The sequence below is a fragment of the Arthrobacter sp. E70 genome, from assembly GCF_058266945.1.
Window position 1 is genome coordinate 50,157 of the sequence record NZ_JBYQFR010000014.1, and the last position, 18,761, is coordinate 68,917.

General features: G+C 66.8%; 15 protein-coding genes. 7 read left to right on the top strand and 8 right to left on the bottom strand.

From position 1 onward, the window contains the following. Positions 1-21: 21 nt before the first annotated feature. From AC3IMC_RS16815 to AC3IMC_RS16825, 3 genes are all read left to right on the top strand, one after another. On the top strand, positions 22-867 hold the full coding sequence (locus AC3IMC_RS16815) for a fumarylacetoacetate hydrolase family protein (protein WP_490919804.1): 846 nt from the start codon (positions 22-24) through the stop codon (positions 865-867). Between the two features lie 17 nt (positions 868-884). Continuing rightward, positions 885-1,640: an SDR family NAD(P)-dependent oxidoreductase gene (locus AC3IMC_RS16820; RefSeq protein WP_490919805.1), complete on the top strand. Its 756-nt coding sequence runs from the start codon at positions 885-887 to the stop codon at positions 1,638-1,640. 72 nt (positions 1,641-1,712) lie between these two features. Beyond that, positions 1,713-3,026: a hemolysin family protein gene (locus tag AC3IMC_RS16825; RefSeq protein WP_490919806.1), complete on the top strand. Its 1,314-nt coding sequence runs from the start codon at positions 1,713-1,715 to the stop codon at positions 3,024-3,026. A gap of 73 nt (positions 3,027-3,099) precedes the next feature. On the opposite strand, the gene AC3IMC_RS16830 is transcribed toward AC3IMC_RS16825, so the two are convergent. The 5 genes from AC3IMC_RS16830 to fdhA form a co-directional block, all read right to left on the bottom strand. Then, positions 3,100-3,843, bottom strand: coding sequence for a dienelactone hydrolase family protein (locus tag AC3IMC_RS16830; RefSeq protein ID WP_490919807.1), 744 nt, complete (start codon positions 3,841-3,843; stop codon positions 3,100-3,102). A gap of 32 nt (positions 3,844-3,875) precedes the next feature. After that, positions 3,876-5,240 carry an MFS transporter gene (locus AC3IMC_RS16835; protein WP_490919808.1) on the bottom strand — a complete coding sequence of 455 codons (1,365 nt, stop codon included), beginning with the start codon at positions 5,238-5,240 and terminating at the stop codon, positions 3,876-3,878. 68 nt (positions 5,241-5,308) lie between these two features. Beyond that, positions 5,309-6,241 (bottom strand): serine hydrolase, encoded by a 933-nt coding sequence (locus AC3IMC_RS16840; RefSeq protein ID WP_490919809.1) that lies wholly within the window; start codon positions 6,239-6,241, stop codon positions 5,309-5,311. 362 nt (positions 6,242-6,603) lie between these two features. Then, on the bottom strand, positions 6,604-6,957 hold the full coding sequence (locus AC3IMC_RS16845; protein ID WP_490919810.1) for a GNAT family N-acetyltransferase: 354 nt from the start codon (positions 6,955-6,957) through the stop codon (positions 6,604-6,606). A 112-nt stretch (positions 6,958-7,069) separates the two neighbouring features. Continuing rightward, on the bottom strand, positions 7,070-8,281 hold the full coding sequence (gene fdhA, locus AC3IMC_RS16850; RefSeq protein ID WP_454482323.1) for a formaldehyde dehydrogenase, glutathione-independent: 1,212 nt from the start codon (positions 8,279-8,281) through the stop codon (positions 7,070-7,072). Positions 8,282-8,583: 302 nt separating this feature from the next. On the opposite strand from fdhA, the gene AC3IMC_RS16855 reads away from it, so the two are divergent. From AC3IMC_RS16855 to AC3IMC_RS16865, 3 genes are all read left to right on the top strand, one after another. Then, a complete protein-coding gene (locus AC3IMC_RS16855) occupies positions 8,584-9,558 on the top strand; it encodes an aldo/keto reductase (protein ID WP_490919811.1) in 975 nt (324 codons plus the stop codon). Positions 9,559-9,765: 207 nt separating this feature from the next. Beyond that, complete coding sequence (locus AC3IMC_RS16860) at positions 9,766-11,448, top strand: RecQ family ATP-dependent DNA helicase (RefSeq protein WP_490919813.1); 1,683 nt, start codon at positions 9,766-9,768, stop codon at positions 11,446-11,448. A gap of 37 nt (positions 11,449-11,485) precedes the next feature. Beyond that, a complete protein-coding gene (locus AC3IMC_RS16865; protein WP_490919814.1) occupies positions 11,486-12,685 on the top strand; it encodes a TerC family protein in 1,200 nt (399 codons plus the stop codon). Positions 12,686-12,960: 275 nt separating this feature from the next. Here the strand turns inward: AC3IMC_RS16865 and AC3IMC_RS16870 are convergent, their stop codons facing one another. Continuing rightward, entirely contained in the window at positions 12,961-13,224 is a 264-nt protein-coding gene (locus AC3IMC_RS16870) for a hypothetical protein (RefSeq protein WP_490919815.1), read from the bottom strand. 343 nt (positions 13,225-13,567) lie between these two features. Here AC3IMC_RS16870 and AC3IMC_RS16875 point away from each other — a divergent pair, with 343 nt between their 5' ends. Then, positions 13,568-17,221: a TM0106 family RecB-like putative nuclease gene (locus tag AC3IMC_RS16875; RefSeq protein WP_490919816.1), complete on the top strand. Its 3,654-nt coding sequence runs from the start codon at positions 13,568-13,570 to the stop codon at positions 17,219-17,221. A 12-nt stretch (positions 17,222-17,233) separates the two neighbouring features. Here AC3IMC_RS16875 and AC3IMC_RS16880 read toward each other — a convergent pair whose 3' ends face one another. Further along, positions 17,234-17,548: an acylphosphatase gene (locus AC3IMC_RS16880; RefSeq protein ID WP_490919817.1), complete on the bottom strand. Its 315-nt coding sequence runs from the start codon at positions 17,546-17,548 to the stop codon at positions 17,234-17,236. A gap of 110 nt (positions 17,549-17,658) precedes the next feature. After that, positions 17,659-18,585, bottom strand: a complete 927-nt coding sequence (locus tag AC3IMC_RS16885; protein ID WP_490919818.1) for a pullulanase X25 domain-containing protein — start codon at positions 18,583-18,585, stop codon at positions 17,659-17,661. Between the last annotated feature and the right edge of the window lie 176 nt (positions 18,586-18,761).

Here is an 18,761-nt window from a genome sequence, read left to right on the forward strand (position 1 = left end):
TACCGAGAAAAGAAGAAACGAATGCAATTTGCACGCATAGGTGCCCCCGGCAAGGAAGTCCCCGCCCTGCTGCACGGGAAGAAGTATTACTCCCTGGAGCAGGTGGCCCGGGACATCGACGCCGATTTCTGGGAATCCGATGGCCCGGGCCGCGCGGCAGCGGCGCTGGCCGCGGGGGAACTGGCGGAACTCGCCGTGGACGGCGCCCGGATAGGTGCACCGATCGCCAGGCCGTCCTCCGTTATCTGTGTGGGCATGAACTATGCGGCCCACGCCACCGAATCGGGGTCTGCTCCCCCTGCCGTGCCCATCATCTTCCACAAAGCCCCGAACACCGTGGGCGGCCCGTTCGATGCCGTGGCGATTCCCCGCGGTTCCACGAAGACCGACTGGGAAGTCGAGCTGGGAGTGGTTATCGGCCGGCGTGCCTCCTACCTGGAAAACCCTGCTCAGGCCCGGGACTACATCGCCGGCTACGTCACCGTGAATGACCTGTCTGAGCGCACATTCCAGCTGGAAGTGTCCGGCGGCCAGTGGTCCAAGGGGAAGAGTTGCGCAGGATTTTGTCCCACCGGACCGTACCTGGTCACGCCGGACGAAGTCGACGCAGGAAACCTTCGGCTGCGCAGCTGGGTCAACGGCGAAATCCGGCAGGACTCCAACACCCGCGACCTGATCTTCGGCGTGGAGCAGGTGATCTACGACCTGAGCCAGTTCCTGGTCCTTGAACCGGGCGACCTTGTCTGCACCGGCACCCCGGAGGGAGTAGCGCTGTCCGGGCGCTTCCCCTACCTGAAGGCCGGAGACGTCGTCGACATCGAAGTGGCGGGACTGGGCCGCCAGCGTCAGGAATTCTTCCAGGGCTAATTACGAAAGGACAAACAATGGAGTTTGCGGGACTTAAGGCAATCGTCACCGGCGGAGCCTCCGGGATCGGGGCCGCGACGGCGAAACTGCTCCAGGAGCGCGGCGCCGACGTCGCCGTGCTGGACCTCAACCCGGACCAGGCGGCGGGGGTCAAAGCCATCCGCTGCGACGTCTCCGACGGCGCCTCAGTCCGCCAGGCTATCGAAGAGGCGGCGGAGCAATTGGGCGGGATCGACGTCGTGGTGAATAACGCCGGGGTGGGTGCCCAGGGCACCATCGAAGCGAACGACGACGACGAATGGCACCGCGTGTTCGACATCAACGTGCTGGGGATGGTCCGCGTTTCCAGGGCCGCCCTACCGTACCTGCGCCGGTCCATCCATGCGGCGATCGTGAACACGTGCTCGGTTGCAGCCACCGCAGGGCTCCCCCAGCGCGCCCTTTACAGCGCGACGAAGGGCGCCGTCCTGTCGCTCACCCTGGCCATGGCCGCAGACCACCTGCAGGAAGGCGTGAGGGTCAACTGCGTCAATCCCGGGACGGCAGACACCCCCTGGATCGGCAGGCTCCTCTCCAGTGCACCGGATCCCGAGGCGGAACGGGCGGCGCTGGAGGCGCGCCAGCCGCACGGGCGGCTGGTCTCCCCGGAGGAAGTTGCGGCCGCCATCGTTTACCTGGCCAGCCCGCTTTCCGGTTCCACCACCGGAGTGGACCTGGCCGTGGACGGCGGCATGCAGGCGCTGAGGCTCCGGCCCCGCTCCGCTGCCTCCTGACGCGCCGCCGCGTTCTGGCAGAGCTGGTCCAAACCTGGCGCCATGGCGGCCGCGGCTCGGTAATGTCGTGTCATGGACAGCGGTGCCCTGCTCAATGTCGCTTTGGTGCTCGGTTTCGTGCTGCTCGGCGGTGTCTTCGCTGCCGCCGAGATGGCGCTCGTATCGCTCCGCGAAAGCCAGGTCCGCCGGATTGAAAAGTCCGGGGATCTCGGCGCCCGGACTGCGGAGCTGGCCCGCAACCCGAACCGGTTCCTTTCCACCGTCCAGATCGGGGTGACCCTGTCCGGATTCTTCTCGGCGGCGTACGGCGCCTCGGCGATCGCGCCCAACGTCGTGCCCCTGCTGGAGGCCATCGGGCTCGGGGCGGCGGCCGGGCCCGTGTCCTTCATCGGCATGACCCTGCTGGTGGCCTATTTGTCGCTGGTGCTGGGCGAACTGGCGCCCAAGAGGCTGGCGCTGCAAAGACCCGTCCCTTTCACCAAAATCCTGGCCCCGCCGCTGATCATCCTCGCCAAAACCATGCGCCCCGTCATCTGGCTCCTGTCGGTTTCCACGAATGCGGTGGTCCGGCTCGTGGGTGGTGACCCGCACGCCCGGCGGGAAAGCATCAGTTCCGAAGAGCTCTGGGACATGGTGGCGGAGAACGAACTGATCGAAGAGAACAGCCGGACCATCCTCGCGGACGTGTTCGGTGCCGGGGACAGGACGCTTCAGGAGGTGATGCGCCCGCGCACGGAAGTCACCTTCATCGATGGCGCCATGACGGTCGCCGACGCCCGCAGGATGGTCAGGGATGGGCCCTACTCCCGGTTCCCGGTCATTGGCAGAAGCCCCGACGACGTCCTGGGCTTCGTGCACATCCGCGACCTGATGCCCCGGGATGAGGCGCAGGACCAGGCACCGGTGCGCGACATCGCGCGGGAAATCCTCCCGCTGCCCGGCACCAACCGGGTGCTGCCATCGCTGTCCCGCATGCGCAGGACCAACCAGCACATCGCGCTGGTGGTGGACGAATACGGGGGCACGGATGGCGTGGTCACGCTCGAAGACCTGGTGGAGGAACTGGTAGGCGAGATCTACGACGAGTACGACACCGGCGCCGAGCACGAGGACCGCGTCAGCGTGGCCAACGGAACCATCGACGTGGATGGCGGCCTGATCCTGCAGGAGTTCAGGGCGGCCGCCGGGATCGACCTGCCGGAGGGCCACTACGAGACGGTGGCGGGGTTCATCATGGACCGGCTGGGCCGCCTGCCCAAAACCGGCGACAGGGTCCAGATTCCCGGACACGTGCTGACTGTCCTTGCCATGGACCGGCTCCGGATTGCGCGGGTCCGGGTCACCCCGCTGGGTGGTCAGCCAGGTCGGGATGCTACACGAGGCTGAAAGGCACGACGGCGGCACGCGGCTCCGGCGCTGAAAGCAGGGTCCGGGACAGCCTGCAGTACGACCGCGAGGTCTACTCCTGCAAGTGACGCTCAAGGAACGCGAGGGTGCGGGTCCATGCGTCAGCCGCAGCCTCGGCGTTGTAGGTGTACTTGTTGGTGTCGTTGAAGAAGGCGTGGCCCGCCCCCGGATACACCACGGCTTCGAACTCCACGCCGGCCGCCTGCATCCGCTTCTTCAGCCCGGGCAGTTCCTCCATGAGCGCGCTGTCCCTCTCCCCGTAGAAGGCCAGGACCGGGCAGGAGATGCCACGCAGCTCCGCGTCCCTGAACTCGGCGTGGCCGTAGAACGGGACGGCCGCCCGCAGCCGGGGTTCGACAACGGCCAGTGAGAAGGTGTAGGTCCCGCCCAGGCAAAAGCCCGTCGCCGCCACCCGTCCGGCCAGTCCCGGCACGCCCTCGAGGTGGTCGAAGCAGGCGCGGAGGGCGGCGACGGCGTGTTTGGCATATTCCGGCGAGCGGATGGGGGCCATGTGCTTGCGCAGCCGCGGCTGGGCGTTGCTGCGCTGCTCTGGATCGAACGCCGCCTCCTGCAGCTCTCCGGTGACGTCCGCCGTTCCCCCGGCACCGGTCAGCAGGTCAGGCGCGACCGCGAGGTACCCTTCGGCGGCGAACCGGTCCGCGACGTCCTTGGTGTGGCGCACCAGGCCCCACACTTCGTGGACCACCACCAGGCCGCCCCTGGGCGTTCCGGCGGGTTCACTGACGTAGGCATGCACCGACGTCGAGGCGTTTCCGAGCGTCATCATGTTTCCCATGGGGCCAGCATGGCACGCGGACAGGCCGGTTCCTAGGGGCTGGTCTGCTGCTTCCAGAACACCGAGATGCCCAAGGTCACGGCGCAGAGGACCAGCATGGCCAGCACCATCCGCATCCAGCCGGCCTGGTCCACACCGCCCGAGGCGAACACGCCGATCATCACCGTGGCAGTGATGGCTCCCACGTAGCGGCAGGTCTGGTAGATACCGGCGGCGATGCCGCGGTCCTGCGGCCGGGTGGAAAGGAACATGCCCTGGTTGGACGCGATGCTGACAGTCCCGTACGGAACGCCCATCAGGGCGGTGAGCACCACCACGAACGGAATGGCCAGGGTGCCGGTCAGCAGCCACATCAGGGCGGCCACCACGGTCAGGAGGACGACGCCGGCGATCAGCACCCGGCGCACACCGAACCGTCCCATGGCGGCGACTGCCCACGGGGTGGCCAGCACGGACATTCCCGCCAGGGGCAGCATCAGCAGACCCACCAGGCCCGGATCGTAGCCGCCGGCCTCCTGCAGCAGCTGCGGCAGGCCGAAGAAGACGAAGTAGTAGACGCTGCTGAACACGGCGAAGGCCAGGTACACCAGCATCAGCGGCCGGTTCCGCCCCAGCAGCCGCAGGTCCAGGAACGGCTTGGCAAAGCGAAGCTCACGCCAGGCGAACAGCGCCGCGATGACAGTTCCCGCGGCCAGCATCGACCAGCGGTAGTCCGGGGCGACGTTGAGCGCGGCCATCATCACCAGCAGCAAAGCCCCGATGAAACCGGCGATCCCGGGAATGTCCGAATCCCGCAGGAGCTCCGCCACACTGCCGTGCTCCCTGACCTGGTCCTGCGGTGCCGCCCGCCGGACGATCAGGAGCGCGGCCAGCGCCAGGGGAACGTTGATCAGGAAGAGCGCCTCCCAGCCCACCAGCGCCACCAGCAAACCGCCGACGACGGGGCCCACCGCGGCAGCGGAGGTGTTGACCATCTGCAGGCGGCCCAGCGGCCGCGCGGAGTCCACCTTGGCCCGGTGGGCGAGCGCCCCCACCATCACCACGGCACTGGGATACGCCGTGGCGGTGCCGAGGGCCATGACCGCGCGTGCCACACAGAGCAGCGCGAAGTTCGGGGCAAGCGGAGCCAGGGCGCAGGTCACTGCCACGAGCCCCATGCCCAGCAGGAACATCCGCCGCGGCCCGAACCGGTCGGCCAGCCTGCCCATCACCGGCTGGCCCGCGGCGGAGGCGAGGTAGAAGGAGGTAATCACCCATGTGACGGCAGCGACGTCGAGCCCAAAATCGGCGCGCAGCACCACCAGGGCAACCGCGATCATGGAGGAGTTCAGCGGGTTCAGTGCCGTGCCCAGGCTGAGGCCTGCGACGGCCAAGGCAGTCCGGGGGTTGTTGCTCACGGTAACAGTCTGTCCTAAAGCCCGGGGCGGGGGCGACTTTGGGCCCCGCTCCTCCCCTGTGGCGTGCCCTACTTGGGCGCCGTCACCGCCGGGAACAGGGCATCCTCCACGGCCCGCGTCAGTTCCCGGATCACGTCTGCCTGGCCGTCGTCCTGGACGCCGTCGGGGTTCTCGGTGTAGATCACCAGCGCGAAGGTTGAGCCGCGGTACGTTACCAGCGCTGCGTCGTGCAACTCGCCGGACAGCTCACCGTACTTGTGGTGCACCTCCACGCCAGCTTTCGAACCGGCAGGAATGAGGTCCTCGTTGTTGGTGTCCTGCATGTAGCTGAGCAGCTCTTCGGTGTTGTCCTTGTTGAGCAGTTCCCCCGCGTACAACTTCTTCAGGACCAGGGCCATGTCCGCGGCGGTCAGGAGGTTCTGTTCGGGATCGTAGGTGACGCCGATGGACTTCGCGTAATCGATCAGCCGCGGACAGCCGATCGCATCCATGAGGAGCAGCCAGGAGTCATTGTTGCTGTCGTTCACCATGGCTTTGAGCTGGAAAGCGGCGTCGTAGTCGCCCAAGGGCTGGTCCAGGCCCGCCTCGCCGTTTTCCACCAAGTGGTAGTAGGCGGCAGCGGTCAGGATTTTCGCCGTGCTGGCCGCGGTGAAGGTCTCCTCGTCGCCGAAGGTCCGTTCCGCTCCCCCGTTGACGTCAGCCAGGGCCAGCCCGATCCGGTATTCGTCCGCCTCGCTGAGGATGGATTCAACCCTGTCCTGCAACGATGCCGGGGCTGCCGCCACCGGGGAGGCAGGTACTGCCGGCTGGGCGGGCACCGCGGCGCCTGAACGTGGTTCGGAGCGGAAGACGGCGAGGGTGAGGGTACCGGCAATCACCAGCACCACGGCGACGAACAGCAGCATCAGGCGCCTGGCCGCCTGCCGTCTACCTGGCAGCGGTTCAGGTGCCGGCGGCTGGACGTCACGGCCTGGCTGGGGCACCGTGGGGTGGACGGACATACAAAAGGCTCCTGACCCGGATCAGCAATCACAAACGACGTCAGCGTGGTTCGAAACCACGCTGACAGAGGTGATTAAATCACTGGATTTTGGGAGCTTCCTGAAGGCTTGCGGGGCGTTCCGCGCCACGATGCCGCCCCGCACAAAGCCCTTTCGACGCGCAAATTACTTTGCGCATACCAAATTGTGGGCGCGCCAAGGAATCTGCGCCTCGAGAACCGTTTTGCGCGTCGAAAAACGGTGCCGCCCTCGGCACGTCCGCCCGGAGTGCCCGGGACCGGTTCGGACACAGGCACTGAGGCGACCGTGAAATGGGCTGTCGGAGAACGGATCAGGCCACGGTGAAAAAGGCCTGCATTGAACTAGGCGCGGGTGCGTGCCGCGAGCGCCGCCTCCAGGAATTCCAGGTGGGCCGGCGTTACGGCCACCACGCTGCCCAGGTACCCGGGGTGCTTAGCGACGAACTTCTTGATGAACGGGCAGACCGGAACGATCCGCAACCCCGCCTCCACCGTGCTGTCCAGGGCGGCCCCTGCCAGCTGGCCCGCCAGGCCCTGGCCGCCGTATTCCTCGTTGATCACCGTGTGGTAGAAAATCCGCTGCGGTTCCGTCCCGCCGTCGTAATCCTTGTACGCGGCCTTGCCGATCCGGTTCCCGGCGTCGAGGATCTCAAAGCGCTGGCGTTCAGGGTTGTGGCGGACGGTGATGTCACTCAAGGGAAACTCCTTCGTTGCGGTTAGTGCTGCCCGTGCAAAGCCTAACCCGGCCCGGTCAGCACTTATTTCCGCAAGCGACGGCTCCCAGGCGGCATCCCCGTCCGCCCGCCGGTCAGCTCAGGTAGCCGTTTGGATTCAGGACGTACTTGGTGGCAGCACCGGCGTCGAATTCGGCGTAGCCCTGCGGCGCTTCCTCAAGCGTGATCGCCTTCGCATTCACGTTCTTGGCGATGTTCACCCTGTCGTTCAGGATGGCCATCATCAACTGCCGGTTGTACTTCATCACCGGGCACTGGCCGGTAGTGAAGCTCAGCGACTTCGCCCATCCCGTGCCAAGGCTGAGGCTCAGTGAGCCCTTCTTGGCGGCCTCGTCGATTCCGCCCGGGTCGCCCGTGACGTACAGGCCCGGGATGCCGAGCGCGCCGCCTGCGGCGGTGATGTCCATGAGGTCGTTCAGGACTGTCGCCGGAGCTTCCTGGGCGCCCTTTCCGTGGCCGCGCGCTTCGAAGCCCACGGCGTCCACACCACAGTCCACCTCAGGCACGCCCAGGATCTGTTCAATCTGGTCCTTGGGATCGCCCTTGGTGAGGTCCACCGTTTCACAGCCGAAACTCCGCGCCCGCGCCAGCCGATCCTCGTTGAGGTCGCCAACAATGACGACGGCGGCGCCCAGCAGATGGGCGCTCGTTGCCGCTGCGAGGCCCACGGGACCTGCGCCTGCGACATACACGGTGGAGCCCACGCCGACCCCTGCCGTGACGGCGCCGTGGAACCCTGTGGGGAAGATATCCGAGAGCATGGCCAGGTCCATGATCTTCTCCATGGCGCGGTCCTTGTCCGGGAACTTCAGCAGGTTCCAGTCCGCGTACGGCACCAGCACGTAGTTCGCCTGGCCGCCGACCCAGCCGCCCATATCCACGTAGCCGTAGGCGCTGCCAGGCCGGTCCGGGTTCACGTTGAGGCAGATGCCTGTCTTGCGTTCCTTGCAGTTCCGGCAGCGGCCGCAGGCGATGTTGAACGGCACCGAGCAGAGATCGCCCACCTTGATGAATTCGACGTCCCGGCCCACTTCCACCACTTCGCCGGTGATTTCGTGGCCGAGCACCAGGTTGGGCGGAGCTGTGGTGCGGCCGCGGACCATGTGCTGGTCGGAGCCGCAAATGTTGGTGGCCACCGTTTTGAGGATCACCCCGTGGTTGACAGCCCGCCCCACGTTCGCCGGGTTGACCCCCGGCCCGTCCTTGAGCTCAAACGTTGGGTAATCAATGTCAATTACTTCGACCTTGCCCGCTTCCTTGTAGGCAACGGCTTTGTTCCCTGTCATCTATCGCTCCTATAGTCAGGCGTCCGGTGGGACGGCCATGATCTGGGTAGGTGAGACATCCCGTGTGGGGAACAGCCCTGGACCTGTGGTGCTTCCTGATGTTTGGCATGGTCAGGTACCGGTTCCCGGGTGGGGATTCGCCCAGTCTAGGCACGCTCCCGGTGGGGGTCTAGGGGTAGGAAGCCCCTTGTTTATCGGGGTTTTCACAGGGGAAGTGCCTATAGTGGCCAACGCTGCACCAGCCGCTTCCGTGACGCCGGCTGGCCCATACCCAGGCACGTTCTACCGGCAAGGAGAACAGCATGAAAACACGCACCATTGGACAACTGACAGTTTCCGCCCTCGGCCTTGGCTGCATGGGCATGAGCGAGTTCTACGGCGAGGGCGACGAACAGGAGTCCATCGCCACCATCCACGAATTCCTGGACGCCGGCGGAACCCTGCTGGATACCGCTGACATGTATGGCCCGTTCACCAACGAGGAGCTGGTGGGCCGTGCCATCGCAGGACGCCGCGACGACGCGGTGGTGGCCACCAAATTCGGCAACGAACGCCGGGAAGACGGATCATGGGTGGGCATCAACGGCCGTCCCGACTATGTCCGGTCCGCCTGTGATGCCAGCCTGCGGCGGCTGGGGGTGGACCACATCGACCTCTACTACCAGCACCGCGTGGACAAGACCGTGCCTATCGAGGACACGGTGGGCGCGATGGCGGAACTGGTGCAGGCCGGAAAGGTCCGCCACCTGGGCCTGTCCGAAGCCTCGGCAGAAACCATCCGCCGGGCCCATGCCGTGCATCCCATCACGGCGCTGCAGACCGAGTATTCGCTGTGGGAACGGGAGCCCGAGACCAAGGTCTTTCCCGTGCTCGCGGAACTGGGGATCGGTTTCGTCCCCTACAGCCCGCTGGGCCGCGGCTTCCTCACCGGGCAGATCCGCACCGTGGATGACTTCGCCGAGGACGACTTCCGCCGGCACTCCCCCCGTTTCCAGGGCGAGAACTTCACCCGGAACCTGGAACTCGTGGACCGGGTGAAGGAGCTGGCCGACCGGAAACAGTGCACACCCGGGCAGCTGGCCCTCGCCTGGCTGCTGGCGCAGGGTGAGCATGTAGTCCCGATTCCCGGCACCAAGAAGCGCGAACGGCTGCGTGAGAACCTGGGCGCGGTGGAGATTGACCTCGCTGTGGAGGACCTCCAACTACTGGAGCAGATGGCACCGGCCGGGGAAACTGCCGGCGCCCGCTACCCGAACATGTCAACCATCGACACCTGACACTTCCTGCAGGCGGCTTGCCCGGCCCTCGACCGCATGAGCGCTGCTGCCCGGCACCGCCTGTGCGGGGCAGGGCCGGATTTGCGGGGCAGCGCCGGTTGTCCGGCCTGTGAAGCAACGTACGACGACGGCGGGGGGCTGGCGTAGGCTGGTTGCCAAGGCTGAAGCCAACGGCCGCGTTTCTTCCTGCCGTGCGGAGCCACTCACATGTCCGACGAACCTGCCCTTCGCGACCTCGCCGCGTCCGCCTTCTCTCTTCCCGATCTTCGCGCCGGCCAGCTAGCCGGGATGGCCGCCCTCGTGGACGGCCGCGACGTCCTTGCCGTGATGCCCACGGGCTACGGCAAGTCCGCGATCTACCAGGTGGCGGCGCTCCACCTGCACAAGGCAACGGGACGGCCCGCCGTCGTGGTGTCACCACTCATCGCCCTGCAGGAGGACCAGCTGGACGGGCTGGCCGGGCACCTGGGCCCGGATGCCGCCGTCGCCATCAACTCATCCCACAGCGACTCCGAGGTGGAGGCCGCATGGGAGGCCGCCGAAGCCGGCAAGGCCGTGTTCGTCTTCCTCGCCCCCGAGCAGCTGGCCAAGCAGTCCACCGTGGAACGGATCGCCGCCCTGGACATCTCCCTGTTCGTGGTGGACGAAGCCCACTGCGTCTCCTCCTGGGGCCATGACTTCCGTCCCGACTACCTCGGACTGGGCAACGTCCGCACGCAGCTGGGAAATCCGCCGGTCGCCGCATTGACGGCCACGGCCTCGCCGCCGGTCCGGGACGAGATCGTGGAGCGGCTGGGCATGGCTGACCCGCTGGTCCTGGTCCGGGGCTTCGACCGGCCGAACATCAGCCTGGACGTAGTCCGGCACCACGAGGACAAGGGCAAGCGCAAGGCAGTTCTGGCGCAGGTGGTGGACTTTGCCAGGCAGGGGCCCGGACTCCTGTATGCGGCCACCCGGAAGGACACCGAGAAGTACGCAGCCAAGCTGGCCAAGGATGGACTGCGCGCGGAGGCCTACCACGCCGGGCGTTCCGCCGCCGACCGGGAACGCATCCACGAAGAGTTCCTCAACGACGGACTGGACGTGGTGGTGGCCACCACGGCCTTCGGCATGGGCATCGACAAGCCGAACGTCCGCTTCGTCGTCCATGCGGACATTCCGGAATCCCTCGATGCCTACTACCAGGAGATCGGGCGCGCGGGCCGGGACGGTGAACCGGCGTCCGCCGTGCTGCATTACCGGTCGGAGGATCTGGGACTGCGCAAGTTCTTTGGCACCCACTCGCCCGATCCCGATTCCCTGCTGGCAGTGCTGAAGGTCCTCAAAGCCGCCAGCGCACCAGCGCCGAAATCGTCCCTGGCCGAACTGACCGGGTTCCCTGCCCGGCGCATCACCTCACTGGTCAACCAGTTGCAGGAAGCCGGCGCCGTCAGCATCGGCAAGCGAGGCATCCGGCTGACATCCAAAGCCAAGCTGCCCGCACTGGTCCACGGCGCCGTAGAACGCGCCGAAGCCCGGCAGCGGGTTGACCATTCCCGGCTGACGATGATGCGCGCCTACGCGGAGACGGACGGCTGCCGCCGGCAGTTCCTGCTGGGCTACTTCGGCGAAGAGTTGCCGGAGCCGTGCGGGAACTGCGACGGGTGCGCGGCGGCCGCCAGCCAGGATGCGGGGCAGCAGGCAACGAACCAGGCGTCCGACGGCGGCCGGCCGGCTTCCGCCGCCGACGAACCGTTCCCGCTCCAGTCCGCCGTGGTCCACAAGGACTGGGGGCCGGGTTTGGTGATGCGGCACGAGGACGACGTGATCACGGTCCTTTTCGAACATGAAGGGTACAAAACCCTGTCACGGTCCGCCGTCATGGAGCACGAACTCCTGAAGCCCGCTTAGGTAGGCTGGGGGGACAACCCCGACGAAAGGCCGCCGCGTGGAAGTACCTGCTTATGTCTGGACCCTGACCATAGTGGGAATCGTGGGGCTGCTGGCCTTCGATTTCTTCTTCCATGTCCGGAAGGCGCACACCCCGTCCTTGAAGGAGTCCGCCACCTGGTCGGCGATCTACGTGGGCATTGCGCTGGTGTTCGGGCTCGGGGTGCTGGTGTTCGGCGGCCCCACGATGGGGACCGAGTACTTTGCCGGCTACGTCACCGAAAAGGCGCTGTCCGTGGACAACCTCTTCGTGTTCCTGATCATCATGGCGAGCTTCAGGGTGCCCCGCGCGGACCAGCAGAAGGTGCTGCTGTTCGGCATCGTGTTCTCGCTGGTCGCCCGCACGGCATTCATCTTCTTGGGCGCTGCGCTGATCACCAGTTTTGCCTGGGTGTTCTACATCTTCGGGCTCATCCTGCTGGTGACTGCCGGCAACCTGCTCAAGCCGGACAGCCACGACGACGACTCCGACGGCCTGGTGGTCCGGCTCGCCAAGAAGCTGCTGCCCGCCTCGCAGCACTACGACGGCGACAAACTCTTCACCGTGGAGGACGGCAAGCGGGTCCTGACGCCGATGCTGCTGGTCATGGTGGCCATCGGGGGCACTGACATCCTTTTCGCCCTCGACTCGATTCCGGCGATCTTCGGCCTTACCCAGAACGTCTTCATCGTGTTCACCGCCACCGCGTTCTCCCTGATGGGCCTGCGGCAGCTGTTCTTCCTGATCGACGGCCTGCTGGACCGGCTGATCTTCCTCTCCTACGGCCTGGCCGTGATCCTGGGCTTCATCGGCGTGAAGCTCATCCTGCACGCGCTGCACGAGAACACCCTGCCGTTCATCAACGACGGCGAGCACGTCAACGTGGTGGAAGTGAGCACCGGACTGTCCCTGAGCGTGATCCTGGGCGTCCTGCTGGTCACCATCCTGGCCTCCATCTTCAGCCCCAAGGGCAAGGCCAAGAACGCCGTTTCCGGTGCCCGGCGGCACGCCACCGAGTACCTGGACCTGAACTACGAGACGGACATGGCGGAGCGGGACAAGATCTTCACCCGGATGGTCCGCGAGGAAGAGCAGATCCGCAAGCTTCCGGAGAAATACAAGCGGCTGGTCCGGCACGAGACCGAGTTCATGGAGCTGCTGCGCAACGCCCACACCGAGCACGACAAAGCCCAGGTGCGGGCTGACGCCAAGGGCTGACCTCCTCCATCGAATGCGCCTCGCTGCGGGATCTTGCGGTGGACAGCGCGGCATTCAGCGGGCTGGGGGAAATCCTACAGACCCAGTCCGATGCGGATGCCCGGAGCGACGTGGAGGAATGGAGCTGTTTTCCGACGGTGCGCCACACCGCCCCACCCGGCGGAGCGTCGCGCGCCTGACGTAGTTCCGTCTCGGGCGCAGCGAACGACGGCGGGCGGTGCCGCCGTCGTACGCCTGCTGTATTCCGGGCTACCTGTGCTGCCCCGGGTCACTCATCAATCCGGAAGGCATGCCTTCAGGGAACCCTCGTGCAGCCGGGCTCCGCCCTGGACGAACTGCCCGAAGTTGGGCGCGTGTTCATCCTCGGCCAGGTCCTTGAAGTAGTTCACGTCAAGCTCCCCTGCCGACGCCTGGGTGGAAACAATGATGCCGACGCAGCTCGCGCCGTCGTTGGCGGCCTGTGCCGGGGTGACCCCGGCGGCAAAAATAGACAGCCCGGCAAGGCTGGCAACGGCGATGCGGCGAAGATGGATGCTCATGGTTGGAACCTCTTCTGGAATGGGGGAATAACCGCCAGCTGCCGGCGTTGGCAAGGCCCCCGCAGCAGCCGATAGGGCCGGCTCGTTGCCCCCAGGTCGCAGACCCACACGCGGCGCCGGAATGGGACGGGCGCCTTTACCTGCCGGCCAGACGCTGTGGCGGCTGCCCGCAGTCACAGGGTACTGCGGGGTTGCGCCGGCGTCCACGAAAGATCCTGCCGGGGGCGTGCGGCAGCTCCGGAGGTCCACGACGTCTTTTGTCGGTGCCTCTTGCTAGGTTTGAAGCAGCTGTTCACCAGGGCCGGGGAACAGTCCACCGGCCCGGAATCATTGTGGAGGCCCCGTGTTCCTGCTCGATGCTGCCGGTGTTGATGGCGGCGCCGGCGCGCCGCCGGGCCTGGTCTTTTCGGCCAGCGACCTCGTCGCCGCCAGCGAATGTGAGTACCGCACGCTTCGGGTCCTGGATGAGAAGCTGGGCCGCACCGCCAAGGCAGAGTTTCCCGCCGATGAAATGAAGGCCAGGGCCGGCGAGCTTGGCGACCGGCACGAACAGACCGTCCTGGCCAGCCTAGTGGCAAAGTACGGCGAGTGGGACGCCAGCCGCGGCACGGGCGTGTACTCCCTGGAACGCGGCCAGAACCTGCGCGCGGAGCTGCAGGCCAAGCACGCGGAGACGGAGCTTGCCCTCCGTGCCGGCGCCGACGTCGTCTTCCAGGCCACCTTCTTCGACGGCGAGTTCCTCGGTTACGCGGATTTCCTCGTCAACGAATCCGCTGGGACCGGCAACCCGGGCCGCTACGAGGTGTGGGACACCAAACTGGCCCGCCACGCCAGGGTGGGGGCCCTGCTGCAGCTTGCCGCCTACGGCGACCAGCTGTTGGCGATGGGACTGGAGCCCTCCCCCGTGGTCACGCTGGTCCTCGGCACCCGCGTAGGGGAGGACTGGCTCCGCAGCAGCCATTCGCTGCCCGACCTGCTGCCTGTCTTCCGGGACCGGCGGCGGCGCTTCCGCGAGCTCACCGCCACCCACCGGGCCGGTGACGCCGCCGTGCAGTGGCAGCAGCCCGGCGTCGTCCATTGCGGCCGCTGTGACTACTGCGCGGAACAGGTGCAGCTGCACCGGGACCTGCTGATGGTGGCCGGCATGTCGGTGGTCCAGCGACGGAAACTGCAGGCGGCCGGAATCGGCACGATCGACCAGCTCGCCGCCATGCCGGTTGGCGAGGCACACAACTCCGTGGCCCGCCTGCGCGCCCAGGCAAGGATGCAGCTTGGCCTGGACCAGGCCCAGGGATCCCGGACGTTCACAAAGGACGGCTCGCCCCACACCGTTTCGTACAGCGTCCTTCCGGAGCACACCATCGGTTCGCTGCCCGCACCCAGCGACGGCGATATCTTCTTCGACTTCGAGGGCGATCCGCTGTGGCAGGACCCGGCCACCGGCGCCTGGGGCATCGAGTACCTGTTCGGCGTCGTCGAGGCTCCGGCCCCCGGTGGCGGGGAGCCCGTCTTCAGGCCATTCTGGGCCCACACCCGCGCCGGGGAGCGGCACGCCTTCCTGGACTTCCTGGACTACGTGGAGCAGCGCCGCGCCCAGTATCCGGACATGCACGTCTACCACTACGCAGCCTACGAAAAAACGGCTCTGCGCAACCTCTCACTGGCCCACCAGGCCGGCGAGGACATCGTGGACGACTGGCTGCGGAAGGGACTGCTGGTGGACCTGTACGCCACGGTGAAGCACTCCCTGCGGATTTCAGAGGCCTCATACTCCATCAAGAAGCTGGAACCCCTGTACATGGGCGAGAACCTGCGCTCGGGAGACGTCAAAGACGCAGGCGCCTCCGTAGTGGCCTATGCAGCCTACTGTGCCGCCCGCGACGCCGGACACGAGGAGGAAGCCGGCACGATCCTTGCTTCCATCTCCGACTACAACGAGTACGACTGCCTGTCCACCCTTCGCCTCAGGGACTGGCTGCTGCAGATCGCTCCCCCGGCTCCTGCAGGCGCCCGCCCCGCGGCAGACGGCCCGGCTGCTGCTTCGTCGTCCCCGACAGGCGGCCCCACGGCGGAAACTGCCGGCGACGGACACCCCGACGCGGCGGACGAGACCCCGGAAGAACAGCGCTTGCGGGAATACCTGGCCAGCCTTCCGGACAGCCGGCCCTGGACCAATGACGAACGCGCCATCGCCATGGTGGCTGCCGCCACCGGCTACCACCGCCGGGAACGCAAGCAGTTCTGGTGGCAGCACTTCGACCGGGTGGAGGCGCCGCTGGAGAACTGGTCCGGGCAACGGAACGTCTTCGTGGTTGAATCCGCCGAAGTTTCCTCCGACTGGGCACTGGCCAAGCCCCGGGAACGCATGCGCACCCGGGTACTGAAGCTCCGTGGCACCATGACGGAAGGCTCGGACTTCCGCGCCGGCTCCAGCTGGTGCCGGCTGTACGACCACCCCGGTCCGGACGGGATGGCCGTTCCCGGTGCTGTCCCCGGCACCCGCGCTTATACATTCGGCACCAGGATCAGCGAGCTGGAGGCCGCACCGGACAACCCCGAGCACACACTGATCACCATCGCGGAGCGCGAGTCAGGGAAAGTCGCCGCCTACCCGCACCTCCCGGTGGCGCTGACCGATGACCAGCCCCTGGCCACCGCCAGCATTGAGGCGGCCATCGCCGGCATAGCCCGGATGGTCGGCTCGTCGGTGCCGTCACTGCCAGCGCAGCCCGGCCTGGACATCCTGCGAAAGCTGCCCCCGAGGTTCCGCACCCGCCCCGGACCCGCGGAAGTACAGCACGGAGATGACGGCGCCGCCGACTATGCAACGGCGATTGCCGAAAGCCTGCGGGACCTGGACCAGTCCTACCTGGCGGTCCAGGGACCTCCGGGGACGGGCAAGACCCACGTGGGTGCCCATGTGATTGCCGCGCTGGTGGCCGAGGGCTGGAAAGTGGGCGTGGTTGGCCAGTCACACAACGTTGTCGAAAACCTGCTCTGCTGTGCCATCGCAAAGGGCGGCGTGGACCCGGGACTCGTGGCTAAGAAGCTGGCTGCACCGCACGATGTGCCGTGGAAGGCGACCGCCGACGGCGACGTGTCCCGGTTACTGTCCTCCCCCGGGGGCTGCCTGGTTGGTGGCACTGCCTGGACCATGACAGGGAAGGAGGTCCCGGCCGGGTCGCTGGACCTGCTGGTCATCGACGAGGCCGGCCAGTTTTCGCTGGCCAACACACTGGCGGTCAGCTGTGCGGCGAAACGGCTGCTCCTGCTCGGTGATCCGCAGCAACTGCCCCAGGTAACGCAGGGAGCCCACCCGGAACCTGTCGATGAGTCAGCGCTGGGCTGGCTCGCGGCTGGCCATGCCACGCTGCCCGGGCGCCTGGGCTACTTCCTGGCGGACACTTGGCGCATGCACCCGGAGCTCTGCCGTGCGGTGTCGAACCTCAGCTACGACGGGAAACTTCGGTCAGCGCCGGCAGCGTCCCAGCGCGAACTGGAGGGTGTGGCGCCAGGGGTTGAGACGGTGTTCGTGAGCCACAGCGGCAATGCCACGGCGTCACCGGAAGAAGCTGGCGAGGTGGTGCGGCAGGCCCGCCGCCATCTTGGCTTGAAGTGGAAACCGGGGGCGGACAGCGAAGCCCGGCCCCTGGACCAGCAGGACCTGTTGGTGGTGGCTGCCTACAACGCCCAGGTCCATCTGGTCAGGAAAGCCTTGGCGGAGGCCGGCCTGCCGGACGTGCGGGTGGGCACCGTGGACAAGTTCCAAGGCCAGGAAGCACCGGTGGTCATTGTGTCCATGGCCTGCTCAGCCGTGGCTGAGGCACCCCGCGGCGCCGAGTTCCTGCTGAACCGGAACCGGATTAACGTGGCGGTCTCGCGCGGACAATGGCGGGCTGTTGTTGTCCGCTCGCCGGAACTCACCAGCTACATGCCGCACAAGCCCGCGGCCCTGGAGGAGCTGGGGGCCTTTATCGGCCTAAGTTCCCGGGGGTAAGGACAGCGGGTATCAGTGGGCCCGGAAGCCGCGGAAGGTGCCTGAGGCTGCGGACATCGAGGCCTCCACGTTGTCCACCCGGCCCGGTGTGCGGCCGGAATTGAGCCACTCCAGGAGCTGGCGCACCTTCGGCTCGGGTCCCTCGGCCACCACCGACACCGAACCGTCGTCGAGGTTCCTCACCTCACCCGACAACCCAAGGTCCTCCGCCTGGCCCATCGTCCAGTAGCGGAAGCCCACCGCCTGCACCATCCCGTGCACGCGGGCGTCCAGGCGAACAGCATCCTGTGCTGACCCGTCCTGCGCTGGACCTGTGTGCCTGCCCATGGCGGCCTCCTCGTCCGGAGCCTCTCCCGGCCCCACAAGGTAGCAGTAAGTGTCGTTTTGAGCGCCCAAAACGACACGTGGCACTACCTGGTGGGGCGGGACGAGGGCACTTAGTTGATGGTGATGTCGCGGGTGGCGTGGTTGTACCGGATGGTGACCGTGCCGCCGGCGTGGTGCAGCTCGTGGTTGGGGCCATCGAACGCGCCGAACGCGCCGTAGTTCTCAGCCCAGGAGCGGTTGAGCGCGATCTTGAAGGTGTAGTAACCGGCCGGCAGGTCGGCGCTCTTCTTCCACTGCTGGTCCAGGAAGTCGAACTCCATTTGCGCTTCGTCGTACTGCGGCGCCCAGTTCTCGGGGGCACCCAGGATGGTGTTGAAGTCGCCAGCGACGGCAACCGCTTCGGGCTGCGGGTGGGTCTCGACGTCAGGGCCCTCGAACGGCTCGGCGGGCGCACCGGCGGCCTCGGCATCTGCCTTCTTGGCCGGTGCCTTGCGGGTGCGGACAGCCTTCACAACAGGCTCGACGGCGTCCTCAAGTGCCTTCGCTGCCTTGCCCACGGCGGCGGCGGCCTTCTTCGCGGGGGCCTTCTTGGCAGGCTTCTTGGCAGCGCCCTCGGCGGCTGCCGGCTCAGCGGCGGCCGGTGCGGAGAACTTGCGGACGAACCCGGCAGGAGCGGTGGGAACTGGGGTGTCAGCGGGCACCGGGGTGCCGGCGTCGAGGGCGGTGGCAAACGAGACGGGGTCGGGGAAGGCGACCGTGGCGCGCATGCCGTCGTCGGTAATGGTCCAGCCGGAGCGGCCCTTCACCAGCCAGCCCGCCTTGACCAGCTTCGCGGTGGCCGAGGTGAGGGTTTTGTGGCCGCGGGGAATGCCGCCGCTGAGAAGTTCGGCCTCGTGTTCGTTGAACGGCACGCGGGCCGTTGCCTCGGCGAGGACCTGGCCTGCGTTCAGTGCATCGCCGGACCACACGCCTTCGGTCAGGACATCCAGGACGGTCTTGAGTCGAAGGAACGTGTTTTCTGCGGTGGACTTGGCCATGATTCCCCTTTTATGAGAGCGATCGGTCTTAGGCATCATGCCAACTGCCCATTAAATCGCGCGACTTTAATTGGTTAACTCTGTGTGTCGTGACCGACTATGAAGCGGATGGTGCCGCAAGTGAGGCGGAGGTCTCGGGTAAGGGCTGTTTGCATAACCCTCAAGCGCTGACATGG